17 protein-coding genes are annotated in these 17,878 nt (G+C 69.9%); 10 read left to right on the top strand and 7 right to left on the bottom strand.

The window, feature by feature from the left end:
- Positions 1-58: 58 nt before the first annotated feature.
- On the top strand, positions 59-1,255 hold the full coding sequence (locus tag MWN34_RS16245) for an MFS transporter (protein ID WP_247030361.1): 1,197 nt from the start codon (positions 59-61) through the stop codon (positions 1,253-1,255).
- Between the two features lie 102 nt (positions 1,256-1,357).
- Here the strand turns inward: MWN34_RS16245 and secA are convergent, their stop codons facing one another.
- Positions 1,358-4,162 carry a preprotein translocase subunit SecA gene (gene secA / locus MWN34_RS16240; RefSeq protein WP_247030360.1) on the bottom strand — a complete coding sequence of 935 codons (2,805 nt, stop codon included), beginning with the start codon at positions 4,160-4,162 and terminating at the stop codon, positions 1,358-1,360.
- A gap of 567 nt (positions 4,163-4,729) precedes the next feature.
- Between secA and MWN34_RS16235 the strand changes: the two genes are divergently transcribed.
- The gene (locus tag MWN34_RS16235; protein WP_247030359.1) at positions 4,730-5,761 is read left to right on the top strand and encodes a peptidylprolyl isomerase; all 1,032 of its coding nucleotides are present in this window, start codon (positions 4,730-4,732) and stop codon (positions 5,759-5,761) included.
- A gap of 81 nt (positions 5,762-5,842) precedes the next feature.
- Here the strand turns inward: MWN34_RS16235 and MWN34_RS16230 are convergent, their stop codons facing one another.
- Positions 5,843-6,757 (bottom strand): glycosyltransferase family 2 protein, encoded by a 915-nt coding sequence (locus MWN34_RS16230; protein WP_247030358.1) that lies wholly within the window; start codon positions 6,755-6,757, stop codon positions 5,843-5,845.
- 239 nt (positions 6,758-6,996) lie between these two features.
- Here MWN34_RS16230 and argJ point away from each other — a divergent pair, with 239 nt between their 5' ends.
- Positions 6,997-8,244: a bifunctional glutamate N-acetyltransferase/amino-acid acetyltransferase ArgJ gene (gene argJ, locus MWN34_RS16225; protein WP_247030357.1), complete on the top strand. Its 1,248-nt coding sequence runs from the start codon at positions 6,997-6,999 to the stop codon at positions 8,242-8,244.
- Positions 8,225-8,668: an 8-oxo-dGTP diphosphatase MutT gene (mutT, locus tag MWN34_RS16220; RefSeq protein ID WP_247030356.1), complete on the top strand. Its 444-nt coding sequence runs from the start codon at positions 8,225-8,227 to the stop codon at positions 8,666-8,668. Before argJ ends, mutT begins: the two co-directional genes overlap by 20 nt.
- Positions 8,669-9,151: 483 nt before the next feature.
- Here mutT and MWN34_RS16215 read toward each other — a convergent pair whose 3' ends face one another.
- Entirely contained in the window at positions 9,152-10,045 is an 894-nt protein-coding gene (locus tag MWN34_RS16215) for a methyltransferase domain-containing protein (RefSeq protein WP_247030355.1), read from the bottom strand.
- 245 nt (positions 10,046-10,290) lie between these two features.
- On the opposite strand from MWN34_RS16215, the gene MWN34_RS16210 reads away from it, so the two are divergent.
- The 5 genes from MWN34_RS16210 (at position 10,291) to MWN34_RS16190 (ending at position 13,519) form a co-directional block, all read left to right on the top strand.
- A complete protein-coding gene (locus MWN34_RS16210; RefSeq protein WP_247030354.1) occupies positions 10,291-11,172 on the top strand; it encodes a ComF family protein in 882 nt (293 codons plus the stop codon).
- A 141-nt stretch (positions 11,173-11,313) separates the two neighbouring features.
- Complete coding sequence (grxC, locus tag MWN34_RS16205; RefSeq protein ID WP_247030353.1) at positions 11,314-11,574, top strand: glutaredoxin 3; 261 nt, start codon at positions 11,314-11,316, stop codon at positions 11,572-11,574.
- 36 nt (positions 11,575-11,610) lie between these two features.
- On the top strand, positions 11,611-12,522 hold the full coding sequence (locus MWN34_RS16200; protein WP_247030352.1) for a carbon-nitrogen hydrolase family protein: 912 nt from the start codon (positions 11,611-11,613) through the stop codon (positions 12,520-12,522).
- Positions 12,519-13,004, top strand: coding sequence for a DUF1178 family protein (locus MWN34_RS16195; RefSeq protein ID WP_247030351.1), 486 nt, complete (start codon positions 12,519-12,521; stop codon positions 13,002-13,004). The genes MWN34_RS16200 and MWN34_RS16195 overlap by 4 nt, the downstream gene beginning before the upstream one ends.
- Before the next feature lie 62 nt (positions 13,005-13,066).
- Entirely contained in the window at positions 13,067-13,519 is a 453-nt protein-coding gene (locus MWN34_RS16190) for an Ivy family c-type lysozyme inhibitor (protein WP_247030350.1), read from the top strand.
- Positions 13,520-13,528: 9 nt separating this feature from the next.
- Here the strand turns inward: MWN34_RS16190 and MWN34_RS16185 are convergent, their stop codons facing one another.
- The 3 genes from MWN34_RS16185 to MWN34_RS16175 all read right to left on the bottom strand — a co-directional run bounded on the left by MWN34_RS16185 (position 13,529) and on the right by MWN34_RS16175 (position 15,193).
- Positions 13,529-14,128, bottom strand: coding sequence for a DsbE family thiol:disulfide interchange protein (locus MWN34_RS16185; protein ID WP_247030398.1), 600 nt, complete (start codon positions 14,126-14,128; stop codon positions 13,529-13,531).
- 149 nt (positions 14,129-14,277) lie between these two features.
- On the bottom strand, positions 14,278-14,451 hold the full coding sequence (ccmD, locus tag MWN34_RS16180) for a heme exporter protein CcmD (protein ID WP_247030349.1): 174 nt from the start codon (positions 14,449-14,451) through the stop codon (positions 14,278-14,280).
- Between the two features lie 7 nt (positions 14,452-14,458).
- Positions 14,459-15,193 (bottom strand): heme ABC transporter permease, encoded by a 735-nt coding sequence (locus MWN34_RS16175; protein WP_247030348.1) that lies wholly within the window; start codon positions 15,191-15,193, stop codon positions 14,459-14,461.
- A gap of 333 nt (positions 15,194-15,526) precedes the next feature.
- Here MWN34_RS16175 and MWN34_RS16170 point away from each other — a divergent pair, with 333 nt between their 5' ends.
- The gene (locus MWN34_RS16170; protein ID WP_247030347.1) at positions 15,527-16,126 is read left to right on the top strand and encodes a GNAT family N-acetyltransferase; all 600 of its coding nucleotides are present in this window, start codon (positions 15,527-15,529) and stop codon (positions 16,124-16,126) included.
- Positions 16,127-16,129: 3 nt separating this feature from the next.
- On the opposite strand, the gene MWN34_RS16165 is transcribed toward MWN34_RS16170, so the two are convergent.
- Positions 16,130-17,584: a GGDEF domain-containing protein gene (locus tag MWN34_RS16165; protein ID WP_247030346.1), complete on the bottom strand. Its 1,455-nt coding sequence runs from the start codon at positions 17,582-17,584 to the stop codon at positions 16,130-16,132.
- Positions 17,585-17,878: the final 294 nt, after the last annotated feature.

The following is a 17,878-nucleotide window of genomic DNA, read 5'->3' as shown; positions in this document are numbered from 1 at the left end:
GCGGGGGCTCCTAGGATGCGCTTCGCCGGTTGCCGGCGTCGTTCCCCAGGAGCCTTGCATGACGTCCTCCCCGGCCGCAGCGGTCGATTCCCGGGCCGGCTGGCCGGTGGTGGCCGGCACCCATGTGGTGACGGGGGTGACTTTCGGCTCGTCCTACGCGTTTTCGGCCCTGTTTCCGGGGCTCGCCGCCGAATTCGGCGCCTCGCGCGGGGCCACCGCGCTGGTGTTCTCGCTGTCCGCCTTCGTGTTCTATTCGCTCGGCGCGGTGGCCGGCCCGCTCGGCGACCGGCTGCCGACGCGCGTGCTGGTGCTGAGCGGGCTCGTCGCCATGGTGCTCGGCTATGTGGGGGCGGCCAACGCGCATTCGCTCGCCGCGGTCTATCTGTTCTATGCCGCCGGCGCCGGGCTCGGCATCGGGCTGTCCTATGTGCCGGCGCTGGGGGCGGTGCAGTCCTGGTTCGCGCGACGGCGGGCGCAGGCTTCGGGCATTGCGCTGGCCGGGCTGGGGGTCGGTACGCTGGTGCTGCCCATGCTCACCGCCCGGCTGATGCCGGAGCTCGGCTGGCGCGGCGGGCTGATGATGCTGGCCGGCGCGGTGGCGTTGTTCGGCGTGCCGGCGGCGACGCTGCTGCACCGGCGCACCCATCTGCCCGACCCGAACACCCCCGCTCTGGCCGCTCCCGGCGCGCGTGACCTGTGGCGCGACGCGCGGTTCCGGCGGTTCTACCTGTCGCTGGTGCTGGCTTCCTTCTGCTCCTTCATCGCCTATGTGCACATCGTGCCGGCGAGCCAGGATCTCGGCCTGCCGCTGGAAACGGGCACCCTGCTGGTAGGGCTGATCGGGGCGGGGAGCGTGGCCGGGCGCTTCGTGCTGACCGGGCTCGGCGACCGGCTCGGCGCGCTGCGGCTGCTGGTGCTGCTCACCTTCGCGGTGGCGGCGTGCTTCCTCATCTGGGCAATGGCGACGAGCTTCGCGGCGCTGGCGGTGTTCGCCGTGCTGTTCGGGGTCAGCTATGGCGGCTGCGTCGGGCTGTATCCGGTGGTGGCGAGCGAGGTGTTCGGGGCCCGGCACATCGGCGCGGTGCTTGGCCACCTGTATACCGCGGTCGGCATATCGGCGCTGGTGGGGCCGACGCTGGCGGGCCTGGTGTTCGACCGGACCGGAAGCTACCTCGCCCCCATCCTCGTCAGCGCCGCCTGCGCGGGCGTGGCGGCGGTGCTGGCGATGGGGCTGGCGGATCGAGCCGAGGCGTGATCGGCTCGAAGGCGTGATCGGCTCCCGACACGCAAATGCCCGGCGCGGCGGCCGGGCATTCTCGTCGTTCCGACGGTGACAAGCGCCCCAAGGGGGCCAATCTCACTCGAAGCTGCCGTGGCAGTGCTTGTACTTCTTGCCGGAGCCGCAGGGGCAGGGCTCGTTGCGGCCGACACGGCCCCAGGAGGAGGGGTCGTTGGGATCGCGGTTCGGACTGTCGGCGTCCTCGCCGGGGGCGAGGGTCACCGCAAGGTCAGGCTCGGCGAGGACCAGTTCGGCGAAATCGTCGCGGCCGGTCGAGGCGTCGAGGTGGTGCGCCTCCATGAAGGGCAGCGGCGCCGGCTCTTCCGGCTGCTGGGTCATGATCTCGACCCGCATGAGCTGGGCGGTGACTGCCTCGCGCAGGCTGGCGAGCATGGTTTCGAAGAGCTGGAACGCCTCCGACTTGTACTCGTTCAGCGGGTCGCGCTGGGCATAACCGCGCAGGCCGATGACCTGGCGCAGATGGTCGAGCGTCACCAGATGCTCGCGCCAGAGGTGGTCGAGGGTCTGGAGAAGGATCGACTTCTCCACATAGCGCATGATCTCCGGCCCGTACTGGGCGGATTTGGCGGCCATGACCTCGTCGGCGCGGCGCTGGATGCGCTCGCGCATCTCCTCGTCCGCGATGCCGTCCTCATGGCCCCAGTCGACCACCGGCAGATCGAGCCCCAGCGCCTGACGCAGCGCCTCGGCGAGGCCCTGGGTGTCCCACTGCTCGGGATAGGCGGTCGGCGGCACGTGTTTGGTCACGAGGTCGTCGATCACGCCGTGGCGCATCTCGACCACGGTCTCGGCGACGTCCTCGTCCTGCATCAGCTCGACGCGCTGCTCGAACACCACCTTGCGCTGGTCGTTCATCACGTCGTCATATTTGAGCAGGTTCTTGCGGATGTCGTAGTTCCGTGCCTCGACCTTCTGCTGCGCCTTCTCCAGCGCCTTGTTGATCCAGGGATGGATGATGGCCTCGCCGTCCTTCAGGCCGAGCCGCTGGAGCATGCCGTCCAGCCGGTCGGACCCGAAGATGCGCATGAGGTCGTCTTCCAGCGACAGGAAGAAACGGGAGTGGCCGGGGTCGCCCTGACGGCCGGAGCGGCCGCGCAGCTGGTTGTCGATGCGCCGGCTCTCGTGGCGCTCGGTGCCGAGCACATAGAGCCCGCCGGCCTCCAGCGCGGTCTTCTTCAGCCGTGCCACCTCCTCGCGGATCGCCTTTTCGGCGGCGCTGCGGGCCTCGCCCTCGGACAGCTCGGTCAGCTCGTGGGAGATGCGCATGTCGGCATTGCCGCCGAGCTGGATGTCGGTGCCGCGGCCCGCCATGTTGGTGGCGATGGTGATGGCACCCGGCACGCCGGCCTGCGCCACGATGTAGGATTCCTGTTCGTGGTGGCGGGCGTTCAGCACCGCGAACACCTTATCCTCGGCCTTGCCGGCGTCGCCGTCATAGAGCGGACGGAAGGCGTCGGGGTCGGAGAAATCCTTCTGCTTGAAGCCGCGCTGCTTCAGCAGCTCGGCCAGCAGCTCGGACTTCTCGATCGAGGTGGTGCCGACCAGGACCGGCTGGCCGCGGCTCTTGCAGTCGGCGATCAGCTCGATGATCGCGTTGTATTTCTCACCCGCGGTCCGGTAGACCTCGTCGTCGTCGTCGATGCGCTGGACCGGCAGGTTGGTCGGGATCTCGATGACTTCGAGGTTGTAGATGTCCTGGAACTCGGCCGCTTCCGTGTTGGCCGTGCCGGTCATGCCGGCCAGCTTCTCATACATGCGGAAGTAGTTCTGGAAGGTGATGGAGGCCAGCGTCTGGTTCTCGGGCTGGACCTTCACCCGCTCCTTGGCCTCCAGCGCCTGATGCAGGCCTTCCGAATAGCGGCGGCCCGGCATCATGCGACCGGTGAACTCGTCGATGATCACGACTTCGTCGTTGCGGACGATGTAGTCCTTGTCGCGCTGGAACAGGGTGTGGGCCCGGAGCGCCTGATTGACGTGGTGGACCACCGAGACGTTCTCGATGTCGTAGAGATTGTCGCCCTTGAGCAGCCCGGCGTCGCGCAGCAGGCCCTCGATCTTCTCCATGCCGTCCTCGGTCATGGAAACGGAGCGCTGCTTCTCGTCGACCGTGTAGTCCTCCTTGCCCAGCTTGGGGATGTACAGGTCGATGGTGTTGTAGAAGTCAGAGCGGTCGTCGAGCGGGCCGGAGATGATGAGCGGGGTGCGCGCCTCGTCGATCAGGATCGAATCGACCTCGTCCACCACGGCATAATGGTGCGGACGCTGCACCATCTGGCCGAGGTCGTATTTCATGTTGTCGCGCAGATAGTCGAAGCCGAGCTCGTTGTTGGTGGCGTAGGTCACGTCGCAGGCATAGGCCTCGCGCCGCTCATTGTCGTCCATGCCGTGGACGATGATGCCGGTGGTGAGGCCGAGGAAGCGGTAGACCCGGCCCATCCATTCGGCGTCGCGCCTGGCCAGATAGTCGTTCACGGTGACGACGTGCACGCCCTTGCCGGTGAGGGCGTTGAGATAGACCGGTGCAGTCGCGACCAGGGTCTTGCCTTCGCCGGTGCGCATCTCGGCGATGCCGCGTTCATGCAGCACCATGCCGCCGATGAGCTGCACGTCGAAATGCCGCTGGCCGAGCGCGCGCTTGGCCGCCTCGCGCACGGTGGCGAAGGCGGGCACCAGCAGGTCGTCGAGGCTCTTGCCGCCGGCGAGCTCCGAGCGGAAGAGGTCGGTGCGCGCGCGCAGCTCCTCGTCCGTGAGCTTGAGCATCTCCGGCTCGAGGGCATTGATGGCGGCGACTTTCGGCTGGTAACCGCGCACGCGGCGGTCATTGGCCGATCCGAAAAGCTTTCGCGCAAGGGCGCCGAACATCGCGTCTTCCAATCCGTCCCGCCAGGGCAGGTGTGGAAGGGCCGGCGTTGGCGGGCCGCCGGGCCCTGTCTTGCGCATTCGCCGAGCCGCTCCGGCGGTGCGGCGTGTGGTCGCCGCTCGCGGCAGCCGGCTCTACAGCCGGGCGTATCGCCGACCCCCGAATAGACCTCACCCGCGCCCTTCGCACGGCAAAGCGCGCATGGACACGTCACATAAATGCGAGCGCCGGGGTGGGCCCGCGCGGCCCGCCACACTTATGAACGGGTTTGGGGGTTGTCAATTGCCGGCGGGCCGGAGACAGAACGCCGCGTCGGCTAGGACGTCCGGGCAAGGAGGCGTCGTGGCCGGCACGGCACCGGGCCGCCGGCAGGCCGCGGAAGGATGGCTCGAAGGCCCCGTTCGGCCCGATCCTGTGCATCGGGTCGGGGTTTCCGGGGATCGGGGCACCATCCCTTCGCCGTTCTCGCCGTGCCTGCCGCCATCGAGTGCCTTGCAAGCCGGCCGGGAGTGCGCCAGCTTGCGGCCGCCCGAACAGCGGACAACCGCAAACCCCCAAGGACAGGTTTTATGCAGATCCATCACCCGCGCGCTGCGCTCAAGAGCAAGGCCGCCACCCGCACCGGCCGCGGCCGCTCGCTGGTCGCCGGGGCGAGCCTTGCCGCCCTGCTGGTCGCGGCATTCGCCAATCCCTCCTTTGCGCAGACCCCGGCTGCGCCCGCGACGCCGGCCCCGGCCGCTTCGGCCGCGCCCGCCGCCACGGGCGACGATCCGGTGCTCGCCACGGTGAACGGCGTCGCGCTGCGCAAGAGCGACCTCGCCGTCGCCGAGGAAGAGCTCGGCAACAGCCTGCCGGCCCAGCTCACCGGCCCGGCGCGCGAGGAATATGTGCTCGGCTTCCTCATCGACATGACCGCGCTGGCGCAGTCCGCCGAGGCCGACAAGCTGGCCGACAGCCCGGACTTCCAGAAGCAGATCGACTTCGCCCGCAAGCGCATCCTGATGCAGGCCGCGCTCACCAAGGCGACCAAGGCGGCGATCACCGAGGACGCCATGAAGGCGACCTATGAGGACGCCGTGAAGAAGCAGAAGCCCGAGCAGGAGGTACACGCCCGCCACATCCTGTTCCGCGTCGCCGATCCCAAGGACGAGAAGGCTTCCGCCGCCGCCAAGGCCAAGGCCGACGAGGTCGAGGCCCGGCTGAAGAAGGGCGAGGACTTCGCCACGATCGCAAAGCAGCTCACCGAGGATCCCTCGGGCAAGGAGAATGGCGGCGATCTCGGCTTCTTCACCAAGGACCAGATGGTGCCGGAATTCGCCACCGTCGCCTTCGAGCTGAAGCCGGGCGAGGTTTCCGCTCCCGTGAAGACCCAGTTCGGCTGGCACGTCATCAAGCTGGAGGAGAAGCGCGAGAAGCCGGTGCCGACCTTCGAGCAGGTCAAGCCGCAGATCGAGCAGTTCCTTGTGCAGAAGGCGCAGGCCGACCTGGTGCAGAAGGTCCGCGAGGCCGCCAAGGTCGAGAAGACCAGCGCCGCCCCCTCGCCGGGCGACCTGCGCACCGACGCGCCGACCGACACTCCGCCCAAGACCGACGCTCCCTGATCGGACGCTCCCGCCGCGGATCGCGCAAGAAGGAGAGGGCCGCCGCCGAGGCGGCCCTTTTTCATGCCTGCGCGCCTTTCATCAGAAGGGCGAGATGCGCCAGCTCAGCAGCAGGTGCAGCGCCGAGCGCAGCACCAGCGCCTGCAGGCGCCGGTCGCATTCCAAGGGGACACGCCGGCCATAGACGTCGAGATGTCCGCCGCGATCGACGCTGTTCGCCGCCCAGACCCGATCGGTCAGCCCCTCCTCGACCACGCGCCGATGGAATCGGCTCTGCCAGCTCATGCCGCACGGGCGCTCGGGGTCGCGGCGGACCTCGTAATTCAGTCCGCGCTTGGTCAGCTCGGCGCGGCTGCGCAGCGGCAAATGGAGGATCTCGAACACCTCCGGATCCTGCACCTGCGGCCCGTCCTCCAGCCCGTGCTGGCCGCGGAGGATGCGCACCGGATCCTCGGTCCAGACGGCGATCTTGGGCGCCTGCACATGGAGGAACGGTGCCTCCAGATTCTCGATCGCGATGCGATCGGCCGCGGCTGACGCCGGCGCGGCATGGTACGCGTGCAACAGTCCCGCCGGCGTTGGGTAATGCTGGTTGCGGCGCTGGGCGAAGTTGCGCCAGCGGGCGAGGATGAGCCGCGGTTCGCGGCGGGCGGCGAGCCGTACGAGATCGGCGCGGGTCAACGCCCAGAACTCGTCGCTGTCGAAGGGAATGACGAGTCGGTAGCCCTGCGCGATCAGTTCGTTGATCGCCTCGGTCATCACCGTGGGCTGTTCGTTGCGGCTGTTGAGCACGCGGCGCACCTCGACGCGTCCTGCGGTGCGGCGGGCGAGCCGTTGCAGCCGCTCATGGGTGCCATCGCTCGACCCGTCGTCGATGACGAGGATTCGGGCCACCCCGATCCGCAGGTAATGACCGCAGAGCACGAGAATGATGTCGGCGGCATCGCGACACATGCAGACCGCTGCGACCGTGCCGACCGGGGCAGACGCTAACATGACGGGTTCCCCAACCTGGCCGCCACTAGGACAGGATTCGTCCTGGCGAGCAACAGACTGGAATCATTCCCGAAATGCCGTTTTTTTGAAGGTTTCATAATACCGTCATCATGCCCGTCGTGCTCCGTGGAGCCCGTCCCGGAGGCGGCGGCGGCCCGGCCGGCGGGATCGGGCGTCTTGCAGATGTCGCGCATCTGCGGCACACCCCTTGCGCCCTTTCCGCCGGAGAGTTCCCGAACATGGCCCATGACGCCCCCGTCTCCCCGCTCGCCCCGCAGCACACCCCGGAGCCGGGGCCGGTGGAAGGCGTGCGTTTCGCCACCGCCGCCGCGGGCATCCGTTACAAGGGCCGCACCGACGTGCTGCTGCTGGCCATGGACGCGGGCACCACGGTCGCCGGCGTGTTCACCCGCTCCAAATGCCCCTCGGCGCCGGTCGAATGGTGCCGGGATAATCTCGCCTCCGGTACGGCACGTGCGCTGGTGGTGAATTCCGGCAATGCCAATGCGTTCACCGGCCTGAAGGGCCGGGAATCGACCCGGCTCACCGCCGAGATCGCCGCGAAGGCGCTGGGCTGCGCGCAGAACGAGATCTTCCTCGCCTCCACGGGCGTGATCGGCGAGCCCCTGGACGCCACCAAGTTCGACGGCGTGCTTGCCGAAACCGCAGCCCGGTTGGCGCCGGTGCCGTGGATCGAGCCGGCCCGCGCCATCATGACCACCGACACCTTTCCCAAGGTCGCGACCGCGACCGCCGAGATCGGCGGCGTCGCCGTCACCATTACCGGCATCGCCAAGGGCGCCGGCATGATCGCGCCCGACATGGCGACGATGCTCTCCTTCGTCTTCACCGACGCGCCGATCGCCGCCCCGGCGCTGCAGGCGCTGCTCTCCGACGGGGTGGTGGACACGTTCAACGCCATCACCATCGACGGCGACACCTCGACCTCCGACACGCTGATGCTGTTCGCCACCGGCGCAGCGGCCAAGCGCGGCGCGCCGGCCATCGCAAGCGCCGCCGATCCGCGCCTCGCGGCCTTCCGCATCGCACTGGACGAGGTGCTGGTGAACCTTGCCGAGCAGGTTGCCCGCGACGGCGAGGGCGCCCGCAAGCTGGTGCGCATCCATGTCACCGGCGCGGTGTCGAAGCAGAGCGCACGCCGCATCGGCATGTCGATCGCCAATTCCCCGCTGGTGAAGACCGCGGTGGCCGGCGAGGACGCCAATTGGGGCCGCATCGTCATGGCGGTGGGCAAGGCCGGCGAGCCGGCGGACCGCGACCTGCTCGCCATCCGCTTCGGCGACATCACCGTGGCGAAGGAGGGGATGCGCGACCCTTCCTATGACGAGGCCGAGGTCTCCGCCTACATGAAGAACGACGTCATCGACATCGGCGTCGACCTCGGGCTCGGCCATGGCGCCGACCGGGTGATGACCTGCGACCTCACCAAGGACTATGTCGCCATCAATGGCGATTACCGGTCGTGAGGGCGGGCGCGTGAAGCTGGTCCTCGTCGCCGCCGCCGCGCTCATCGACGCCGACGGGCGCGTGCTCATCGCCGAGCGCCCGGCCGGCAAGCAGCTCGCCGGCCTGTGGGAGTTTCCCGGCGGCAAGGTGGAGCCCGGCGAGCGGCCGGAGGACTGCCTCATCCGCGAACTGGCGGAGGAGCTGGGCATCACGGTGAAGGAGGCATGCCTCGCCCCGCTCACTTTTGCCAGCCACACCTATGAGACGTTCCAGTTGCTGATGCCGCTGTGGATCTGCCGGCGCTGGGAAGGTCTCGTGCAGGGCCGCGAAGGCCAGCGCCTCGCCTGGGTGCGCCCCGGCAAGCTGCGCGACTACCCCATGCCGCCCGCCGACGAACCGCTGATTCCGGCGCTGATCGACATTGTCGGGGCGGGCCGCGACTGAGCGGCGGGTGGTTGAGGAGATCGGTCAGGGGCACCGCCATGCCCGGATCCCTCGCCGATCTCTCGCCCTTGCATCCTGCCGTCATCCGGCCGGAGCGAACCGCGGAGCCGGGATCGTCCGGGCTTCCGGGTGTTCACAGGCCCGAGCGCGGACGAAGGGCAGGCCCGGCGGGACGCGATCCCGGATCGGCCTTCCGCCGTCCGGGATGACGAGAGGAGCAAGGCGGTCGTCTGTCTGACGCGGCCGGCGTCCATGATGTGCTGCGGAGCACCCGGTGGAGAGGTGGATGGCCGGGCCATGCCCGGCCATGACGGCCTGTTGGCGCGACCCGACCCGCCCTCGCGACGTCATGCCCCTCGCGACGTCACGCCCCTCGCGACGTCATGCCCGGCGCAGGCCGGGCCCCCACGGCTTGGCCGGGAGCGGCGGTTCGCGCGAGGCATGTCGGCCTGGCGACGACGGCGAACTGTGGCCGGCTTCCCCTCAATGCCCCGGCAGCTTGCCCTCCTCCACCCGCAGCGCATCGGCGAGGCGGGCCTTGGCGGAGCCGGGGCGCAGCGGCTGCTGCTGGCTTTCATGCGGCGCCCACCCGGAAATCCACGCGATCTCGAAGGTCGCCCGCAGTCGCCCGTCGGCATCGGCGAAGCGTTCGGAATAGACCTCGAACAGCCGCGCCAGCGTGGCCCGGCGCAGCGGCGTGCGCAGGCGGTCGGCCAGCGGGTTGGTGGCACCCATGCGGCGCAAATCGTTGAAAAGCGCCAGCGGGTTCGCATAGCGCACCACCACGCGGTCGATGTCGGTGACCGGCAGAGCGAGCCCCGCGCGCTGGACGAGGCCGCCGAGGTCGCGCAGATCGGCGAAAGGCGCGACACGGGGCGAGATGCCGCCGGTGGTCTCGCTCTCGGCGATGGCGAAGGCCTCGCGCAGCTCGGCCAGCGTGCCGGCGCCGAACAGCGCGGCGAGCAGCAGCCCGTCCGGCTTCAATGCGCGGCGGATCTGCGCCAGCAGGCCGGGCAGGTCGTTCACGCTCTGGAAGGCGAGGGCGGACACCGCGAGGTCGAGCGAGGCGGGGGCGAGCGGCAGGATCTCGCCGTCGAAGGCGATCTCGGCATCCGGGCGCTCCGGCGGGCCGACGCTCACCAGCCGGCCGATGCCGGGATGGCCTCTGAGCGTCGCGGCCAGTTCGCCCGAAGGCGTGCCGATGTCGGCGGCGAGCGGAAAGCGACGGTTCACCGCGGCGAGCCGGTCGGCGAGATCCTCCGCCACCCGCTCCAGCAGGAAGGGCTCGGCGCCGAGGAGACGCGCCCGGCGGCGACGCGCGGCAAGCGCGGCGGGGTCGAAGACGCGGTGGGGGACGGCGCCCGTGCTGTCGTTCATCTCCGGCTCCCTTCCGCGCATGGCATGACTCCCGGTGCGAGGGGCCCGCTTGCCGGCGGTGGATGCCATGTGGGGAGCGGTTTGGAAATCCCAAACCTTCCACCGTCATGCCCTGTCGCCAAGGCAGCGGATGTGCCGGGGCGGCTTGCCGCCGTCCGCAGCCGCTTTTGGCTCGCGCCGCATTCCGCCTGCCCCTTGCCCGCCGCCCTTCACGCCCGATAGCCTGAGCGCAGCGGGGAGAGTTCATGACGGAATGGCTGCCGGAAGGTGTCGCGGGTGGACGGGCGCCCGGCATGGCCGCTTCCCCGGGCACCGCGGCGCCTCGCGTGGTTGTGTGTCTCGCCGGGCGTGTCGTCGCGGGCCTCAACGGCCTCGCCCGTCGCCTTGCCGATGCGGTGCTGCCCCCGCTTTGCGTGTTGTGCCGGGCCGATGTCGAGGCGCCGGGCTGCCTGTGCGCCGCCTGCTGGGGCGGCATCGCCTTCATCGGGCCGCCCTGTTGCGAGCGGCTGGGCACGCCCTTCGCCCATCATCCCGGCGGCCCGCTGATCTCGCCGGAGGCGCTGGCCCGCCCGCCCGCCTATCACCGCGCCCGCGCCGTGGCGGCTTATGACGGGGTGGCGCGCGACCTCGTGCACCGGCTGAAATATGGCGACCGGCTGGACATCGCGGGACCCATGGCGCGGATGATGGCGCGGGCCGGAATCGAAGTGCTGGACGGAGCCGACGTTCTGGTGCCGGTGCCGCTGCATGGCCTGCGGCTGTGGCACCGGCGTTTCAACCAGTCCGCCATGCTGGCGCGCGGCATCGGGCGGGAGAGCGGGATCGCGGTCGAACCCGGCTGGCTGGAGCGCCACCGCAGCACCGCCCCGCAGGTGCGTCTGGACCGGGCGGCGCGGGCCGCGAATGTCGCCGGCGCCTTCCGCGTGCCGGAGGCGGCGAAGGCGGAGATCGCGGGCAGGCGCCTCGTGCTGGTGGACGATGTGCTCACCACCGGCGCGACGCTCGATGCCTGCGCGAAGGCGCTCCTGCGCGCCGGGGCGGGGACGGTCGACGTGCTGGTCTTCGCCCGCGTGGTGGAGGGCACGGCTCTCCCGCTTGTTGACGGTGACCGCGCGCCCATATCATAGGGGAGGCGCGTCGCACGGGCGTTGAACGGCGCCCGATGCCGGCCTATCTTAGCCAAGCGCCTGAATCCAGTGCTGTTTCGGCTGGCTCGCATGCCAGCTTTGCCCGGATGTGACGGCCGGGTCCCGAAAAGGTTGTCGCGCATGCCAGCGGTCGAGATCTACACCACCTCCTCCTGCCCCTATTGCCACGCGGCCAAGGACCTGCTGCGGCGCAAGAAGGTGGACTTCGCGGAAACCGACGTCACCGGCGACCCCGCCGGCCGAGCGGCCATGACGAGGCGCGCCAATGGCCGCACCAGCGTGCCGCAGATCTTCATCGACGGGCATCACGTCGGCGGCTGCGACGATCTCTATGCGCTGGAACGGGCCGGCGAGCTCGACCCGCTGCTGGCTGCCGACTGAACCTCGATTCCCTTTCCCATGGACCGGATCACCGCCATGAGCAACGCTTCCGCACCCGCCTCGCCCGTCTCCGGCGCCCCCTTCCGCGCCGCGCTGGTGCAGATGTGCACGGGCAGGGACGTGATGGCCAATGTCGCGGAGGCGAGCCGGCTCATCCGGGAGGCCGCGGCGCTGGGCGCCTCCTATGTGCAGACGCCGGAAATGACCGGCACCATGGAGGAAAGCCGCGAGGCGCTGTTCGCCTCGCTGCACCCGGAGGAGACCGACCCCGCGCTCGCCGCCTTCCGGGCGCTGGCGGCCGAGCTCAAGATCCACCTGCATCTCGGCTCGCTGGCGATCCGCGTGGGCGAGCACCGCGCGGCGAACCGGGCGTTCGTCCTCGCGCCGGACGGCGCCATCGCGGCGCGCTACGACAAGATCCACATGTTCGACGTCACGCTGCCCAATGGCGACGTGTATCGCGAATCCGAGGCCTATCGCCCCGGCGAACTGGCCGTGCTGGCCGACCTCCCGCAGATCCGGCTGGGCCTTGCCATCTGCTACGACCTGCGCTTTCCGGCGCTGTTCCGCGCGCTGGCCGAGGCCGGGGCGGGCATGATCGCGGTGCCGGCGGCCTTCACCAAGACCACGGGCGAGGCGCACTGGCATGTGCTGCTGCGCGCGCGCGCCATCGAGACCGGCAGCTATGTGCTGGCGGCGGCGCAGGGCGGCACGCATGAGAACGGCCGCCAGACCTATGGCCACAGCCTCATCATCGACCCGTGGGGCGAGATCCTCGCCGAGGCGGGCGTGGAGCCGGGCATCATCCATGCCGAGATCGATCCCGCCCGCGTCGCCTATGTGCGCGGCCGCATTCCCTCGCTCGATAATGGCCGGCGCTTCGAGCTGGTACGCCCCGAGCAGGAGGGTCGGCTGCACCTCGTCTCTCCGGCGGGTGACGCAGCATGATCCTGTATCGCCTCGTCTGCGAGGGGGAGCATGAGTTCGAGAGCTGGTTCCGTGACTCCGCAGCCTATGAGGACCAGCGCGTCCGCGGCCTCGTGACCTGCCCCGCCTGCGGTGCCGACAAGGTGGAGAAGGCGATCATGGCCCCACGCCTCGCGCGCAGCCGCGGGGCGGAGCCGACGCCGCCCGAGGACGCCGCGCCCGCTGCCGCGCCGGCCGTGCCGGCGGGGGAGGGCGCGCCGGCTGTCCTGCTCTCCGAGCGCGAGCAGGCGCTGCGCGGCCTGTTGCGGGCGATGCGCGAGCATGTGGTGAAGAACGCCGACTATGTCGGCGGGGACTTCGCCAGCCTCACCCGGCAGATGCATGAGGGCGATGTCGAGAAGCGCTCCATCTATGGAGAGGCGAGCCCGGACGAGGTGCGCGCGCTGATCGAGGATGAGATCGAGGTGCACCCGCTGCCGAATCTGCCGGACGAGCGGAACTGAGGTCCATATAGTCCGGCCGGAAGCCTGCGGGGTCTTGCCGGCTGGGGATGACGAGGGGCGGAATGGCGGTGGGTTCGGGGCTTCGCGGCTTTGGGCGGGTCTTCACGCAGGGGAGCGGCGCGGCGCTGCTCGCGACGTGCCTTCTCGCGGCCACTCTCTTTCCGGCGCGGGCGCAGGATGCAGCGGCGGGGCGTTATCTGTTCGATGCCGTCAAGGTCCAGCCCTGGCGCGGAACCTATGCCGCGCTGGTGCGTCCGATCGCCAAGGCGGAGCCCTGGGTGGTCGGTGGGCGCGGCGTGGGCTTTCCTTCGCGGCGCAGCATCATCGAGGGCAGGCCGCAGGAACTGTTCGGCCTGTGCAAGCCGCATGACTGCGCCGACAACCAGCTCGTGGTGCTGTTCGCGCCGGACGGACGGCGCGCCACGGGCGCCTTCCGCACGCCGAAAGGCATGCGCTTCCTCGGCCAGCCGGACGAGGCGGCCCGCAGGGCGCTGGTAGCCGGTCTGGGCTCCTGAGGCGCGTCTTCAGGGCGTTGTGGACTTCGGCATGTCGGCCGGCGAAGCATCCGCCGGGGCAGGGGCCTCAAGCGCCTTCTGCACCGCTGGCAGAAGGCGGGTGGCGGCGCCGTCGGCGTCGAGCGGGCCGACATATTTGTAGGCGATGCGGCCATCCTTGCCGATCACGAAGGTTTCCGGCACGCCATAGACGCCCCAGTCGATGGCGGTGCGCCCGCCTGCATCGACTCCGACCGCGGCATAGGGATTGCCGAACCGGCCGAGGAAGCGGCGGGCGTTCTCCGCGTCATCCTTGTAGTTGAGGCCGACGAGCCGGAAGTCGCGCAGCTTGGAGAGTTCCACCAGCACGGGGTGCTCGTCGCGGCAGGGCACGCACCACGAGGCGAAGACGTTCAGCACCGTCACCCGGCCTTTGAGTTCGGCGGAGCCGAGGCCGGGCACCGGCCGCCCGTCCGGGGTGGCGAGCCCGTCCAGCGCGGGCAGGTCGAGCGGCGGGGCGGGCTGGCCGATGAGGGCGGAGGGAAGGCGCGCGGGATCGCCGGAGAACAGCCGGCCGTAGAACAGGCCGGCCAGCGCCATGAAGGCGACCAGCGGCAGCAGCAGGAGCAGGCGCGAACGTCCTGCGGGGGTGTCGCTTCCGCCCGCTGTCCCGGCGCTCGTCCCGCCTGAGCCCGTCCCGTCCGGGAGCGTTTCGTCCGGGAGCGTCTCGTGGGAGCCCGTCCCGTGCGTGGGGGCGGCTTCGCGGGGTGGTGTCGTGTTCACGAGCCGCGCTCCGTGCGGTCGGAGCGACGGCGCACGCCGCGCGCTTCCATCGCGTCGAGGCTGCGCCGCACCGCGCGTCCGTCAAGGAGGATCCAGCCGATCAGGGCGCCGATGACGAGCGCGCTGCCGGCAAAGGCGGCGATGATGAAGGCGGCGTGGTCGGGCAGCATGTGACCCTCAGGCGAAGGCGGCTTCGGCGGCGGCGCGCGCCTCGAGCGAACGCAGGCGCCGGCGCAGGATCTCGGTGCGCATCGCCATCATGTGCAGCGTGAGCATGAGCAGGGTGAACCCGACGGCGCTGGCGATGAGCGGCCAGAGCAGGCTCGGGTCGATGGTCGAACCGCCCATGCGGAAAACCGAGGCGGGCTGGTGCAGCGTGTTCCACCAGTCCACCGAGAACTTGACGATCGGCACGTTGACGAAGCCGACAAGGCTCAGCACCGCGGCGGCGCGGCCAGCCTGGTTGGGGTCCTCGATCGCCGAGCGCAGGGCGAGCAGGCCGAGATAGAGCAGCAGCAGCACCAGCATCGAGGTGAGGCGGGCATCCCACACCCAGTAGGTGCCCCACATCGGCCGGCCCCAGAGCGAGCCGGTGAAGAGGCACAGGAAGGCGAACACCGCACCGATCGGGGCCAGCGCCTTGTGCGCGACATCGGCGAGGGGATGGCGCCAGACCAGGATGCCGAGGGCGGACAGCGCGAGCAGCGTGTAGCCCATCATGGCGAGCCAGGCGAAGGGCACATGGATGTACATGATCTTCACCGTCTCGCCCTGCTGGTAGTCGGCGGGCGCGCGGATCGCCAACACGAAAGCGAGTGCCAGCGTCAAAGCCGTCAGCCCGGCGAGCCACGGCAGCAGCCGCCCGGACAGGGCGAGGAAGCGGGTCGGATTGGCAAGATCCATCAGCCCCATGGGCCGTGTCCTCCGGTCGCGCGTTCATGATGCCGGCGCCGGGCGCTCTCGCGGCACCCTTGGGCGGTTCCAGACTTCCAAGCGGTTCTAGACGCCGTCGCCCCCGCCCGCAACACGCCGCCCCTGCGGCACAACGCGGTTGTGATGGACGCTGGGGCAGGAAACGGGGCCGTGATGAAACGCCTCATCACGGTCCCGGCATTGCCCGATGAGCGCCCGGCGAATGCCATGTTCCGCCGGGAGTCTGCCACCGCCGCCTACCGTGGCGACCGGACGTGCCTGCCGACCGATTGGGTTGCCCCGGCATCGGGGCCCGCGCCATGGAGCGATTGCATGATCGAGGCCCTGCCCACGCCCGCGCTGCTCGAATCCGCCGGGCTCAGCCTGCGCGCCGCCCTCACCGCCGATCTCGCGGAGATCCGGCGCCTGCGCCACGACGCGTGGCGCGCAGCGGGCGGACGCGCCCCGGAGCCGGCACCGGTCGATGCCGGAGCATTGGTGGCCGGCCGGTTCTTCCTCGCCGAGATCGAGGGCGAGCCGGTCGGGTGCGCGGGGTGGATGCCGACGGCGGAGATCGACGATGCCCCTGTCGACCGACCGAATGCCGCTCGGGCCGACGCCGCCCAGTCCATAGAGGCGGGCCAGATGGTGGCCGAGGCCGGCGTCCCGGTCTGCCTGCTCGGCCCGCATGTGCATCCGCTCTTCATCCGCAACGGTATCGGCGCGGCGTTGCTGGAGCACATCGAGGCCGATCTGCGCGCGGCCGGGCTGGTCACGGCGCAGGCGCTGGTCGGCGTGGGAAGCGAGGGCTTCCTCATCGCCCGCGGCTGGCGCAGCCGGGGCGCGCAGTTCTCGACGGCGGGCGGGCGGCTGGTCTTCCTCGGCATGGCGGTCGAGCGCCGGCTGGGCGCGGTGATGCACCGCGCCGCCTGACCATCAGCGCGGCGCGGCGGTAGCCATCGAATCGCGCATGATGACCCGGTTTCTCCCGGCATCCTTGGCGGCATAGAGCGCCTCGTCGGCCACCTGCAGCAGCCCGCCGATCTCGGACGGCGCCTGTCGCGCGGTGGAGATTCCGATGCTGACGGTCACATGGATCCACCGGGCTTCGCCGATGTCGATGGGCTGTTCGGCGAACAGCCTGCAGATGCGCTCCGCAACGGTGGTGGCATCTTCCGGGGTGCAGTCGCAGAGCAGGATGGCGAATTCCTCGCCGCCCATGCGGGCAAGGGCGTCGCGCTGGCGCACATTGGCCTCCAGCAGACGGGCGAACGCCACCAGCACGCGGTCGCCGGCCTGGTGGCCGTAGCTGTCGTTGATGGTCTTGAAGCGGTCGATGTCGAGCATCAGCATCGCCACCGAGCGGCGCTCCAGAGCCACATCGTCGAGCAGTTGCATGGCGCGCTCGGAGAAGGAGATGCGGTTGGGCAGGCGGGTCAGCGGGTCGTGATTGGCCATGAAGCTCATGCGGTCCAGAAGGGCGGCATTGGCCTGCATCGCGCTCGCGACCATCAGCGGGGCCAGCGCGATGAGATTGATGCCGAGCCGTATCGACAACAGGGTCGGACCGCTCTGCGGATCGAGCGTGACATGCAGGATGCCGCTGGCGATGGCGAGCAGGCTCCAGGCGCTGAAAAGCAGGTTCAACACGCTGCTGGTGAACAGCGAATAGCTGATGGCGCACCACAGCAGCGCGGGCACGGGGAAGGCCAGCGCGCCGGGCCCGCCCACCGCCATGCCCGCCGCGGTCGACGCGATGAGCGCGAGGAAGGGCAGGAGATGCCCCGCGAGTGAGCCGCCCGTCGCCGAAGCCGGCCAGCGGAACGTCTGCGGGAAGGTCAGCATCACCGGCAGGATGACGATGTAGTTCAGCAGCTCGGTGATGAACCACAGCAGCCATGACGTTCCGAAGGCGCCGCCATAGAGCGCGATGGTGATGATGGCGCCGGTAACGCCGGCCGCGGCCGATGCGGCGGCGGAGACCAGCGCCACGGCGAGCACCGCATTCGGCCGGGCGAGGCGGCGGTCGTCCCGCTCCACCAGCCCGAAGGCGAGATAACCCATCGCCACGCCGGAAAGATTCGCGGCGGTGAGCAGCATGGTCATGGTGAAGGTGTTGCCGGTGATGAGGTCGGCGGCAATATAGCCGACCGCGGCCGTCAGCCAGCTCGGCCGGCTGACGAGGCGCGGAAAGCGGACCAGCGCGCCCAGCATCAGCGCATTGGCGGGCCAGAAGGCGGCAAGGTGCCCGCCGGGCCGGGTGATGATGCCGAGCAGCGCCCAGACAAAGACCGCAAGGCCGAGCAGGGCCGCGCGACGCCACGCGTCCCCCGTGAAGTCGTCGCTCACCGCCCGTTCGTCCGTCGTCACCGTAGGCTCGCGCAACTGCATCGCGACGTCCCCTGCACCCGCGCCGTCCTCGCTGCGGCGCCGAGCCTAATAGGCAGGAAAATGCGGTGGTATTGTCAAGAGTATATTTCTAATTTGAAGATAATTTTGTTTCGTATTCCTTTGTACCTGGGGCCGGGCGGTTCATCCGATGGGGACGGATCGGCTTCGTTCGCCCGGGTTTTGCGAGGGTCGGACCCTGCCGGACCGGCCGGACTGCGGCGATCATGGGATGTGCCTGTCTGCCAAATCTTGACTTTGCCGACCGTCGCGGTTAATTCCCCGCCATTCTCGCAA

The organism is Ancylobacter crimeensis (assembly GCF_023016805.1).
Classification (GTDB): domain Bacteria; phylum Pseudomonadota; class Alphaproteobacteria; order Rhizobiales; family Xanthobacteraceae; genus Ancylobacter; species Ancylobacter crimeensis.
The sequence above is the reverse complement of the archived record's forward strand: the minus strand, read 5'-3'. Positions and strand labels throughout refer to the sequence as shown.

Bases quoted from the DNA above. Each gene is read 5' to 3' on its own strand.
- MWN34_RS16245 (WP_247030361.1), top strand. From the start codon at position 59: ATGACGTCCTCCCCGGCCGCAGCGGTCGATTCCCGGGCCGGCTGGCCG.
- secA (WP_247030360.1), bottom strand. From the start codon at position 4,162: ATGTTCGGCGCCCTTGCGCGAAAGCTTTTCGGATCGGCCAATGACCGC.
- MWN34_RS16235 (WP_247030359.1), top strand. From the start codon at position 4,730: ATGCAGATCCATCACCCGCGCGCTGCGCTCAAGAGCAAGGCCGCCACC.
- MWN34_RS16230 (WP_247030358.1), bottom strand. From the start codon at position 6,757: ATGTTAGCGTCTGCCCCGGTCGGCACGGTCGCAGCGGTCTGCATGTGT.
- argJ (WP_247030357.1), top strand. From the start codon at position 6,997: ATGGCCCATGACGCCCCCGTCTCCCCGCTCGCCCCGCAGCACACCCCG.
- mutT (WP_247030356.1), top strand. From the start codon at position 8,225: ATGGCGATTACCGGTCGTGAGGGCGGGCGCGTGAAGCTGGTCCTCGTC.
- MWN34_RS16215 (WP_247030355.1), bottom strand. From the start codon at position 10,045: ATGAACGACAGCACGGGCGCCGTCCCCCACCGCGTCTTCGACCCCGCC.
- MWN34_RS16210 (WP_247030354.1), top strand. From the start codon at position 10,291: ATGACGGAATGGCTGCCGGAAGGTGTCGCGGGTGGACGGGCGCCCGGC.
- grxC (WP_247030353.1), top strand. From the start codon at position 11,314: ATGCCAGCGGTCGAGATCTACACCACCTCCTCCTGCCCCTATTGCCAC.
- MWN34_RS16200 (WP_247030352.1), top strand. From the start codon at position 11,611: ATGAGCAACGCTTCCGCACCCGCCTCGCCCGTCTCCGGCGCCCCCTTC.
- MWN34_RS16195 (WP_247030351.1), top strand. From the start codon at position 12,519: ATGATCCTGTATCGCCTCGTCTGCGAGGGGGAGCATGAGTTCGAGAGC.
- MWN34_RS16190 (WP_247030350.1), top strand. From the start codon at position 13,067: ATGGCGGTGGGTTCGGGGCTTCGCGGCTTTGGGCGGGTCTTCACGCAG.
- ccmD (WP_247030349.1), bottom strand. From the start codon at position 14,451: ATGCTGCCCGACCACGCCGCCTTCATCATCGCCGCCTTTGCCGGCAGC.
- MWN34_RS16175 (WP_247030348.1), bottom strand. From the start codon at position 15,193: ATGGGGCTGATGGATCTTGCCAATCCGACCCGCTTCCTCGCCCTGTCC.
- MWN34_RS16170 (WP_247030347.1), top strand. From the start codon at position 15,527: ATGATCGAGGCCCTGCCCACGCCCGCGCTGCTCGAATCCGCCGGGCTC.
- MWN34_RS16165 (WP_247030346.1), bottom strand. From the start codon at position 17,584: ATGCAGTTGCGCGAGCCTACGGTGACGACGGACGAACGGGCGGTGAGC.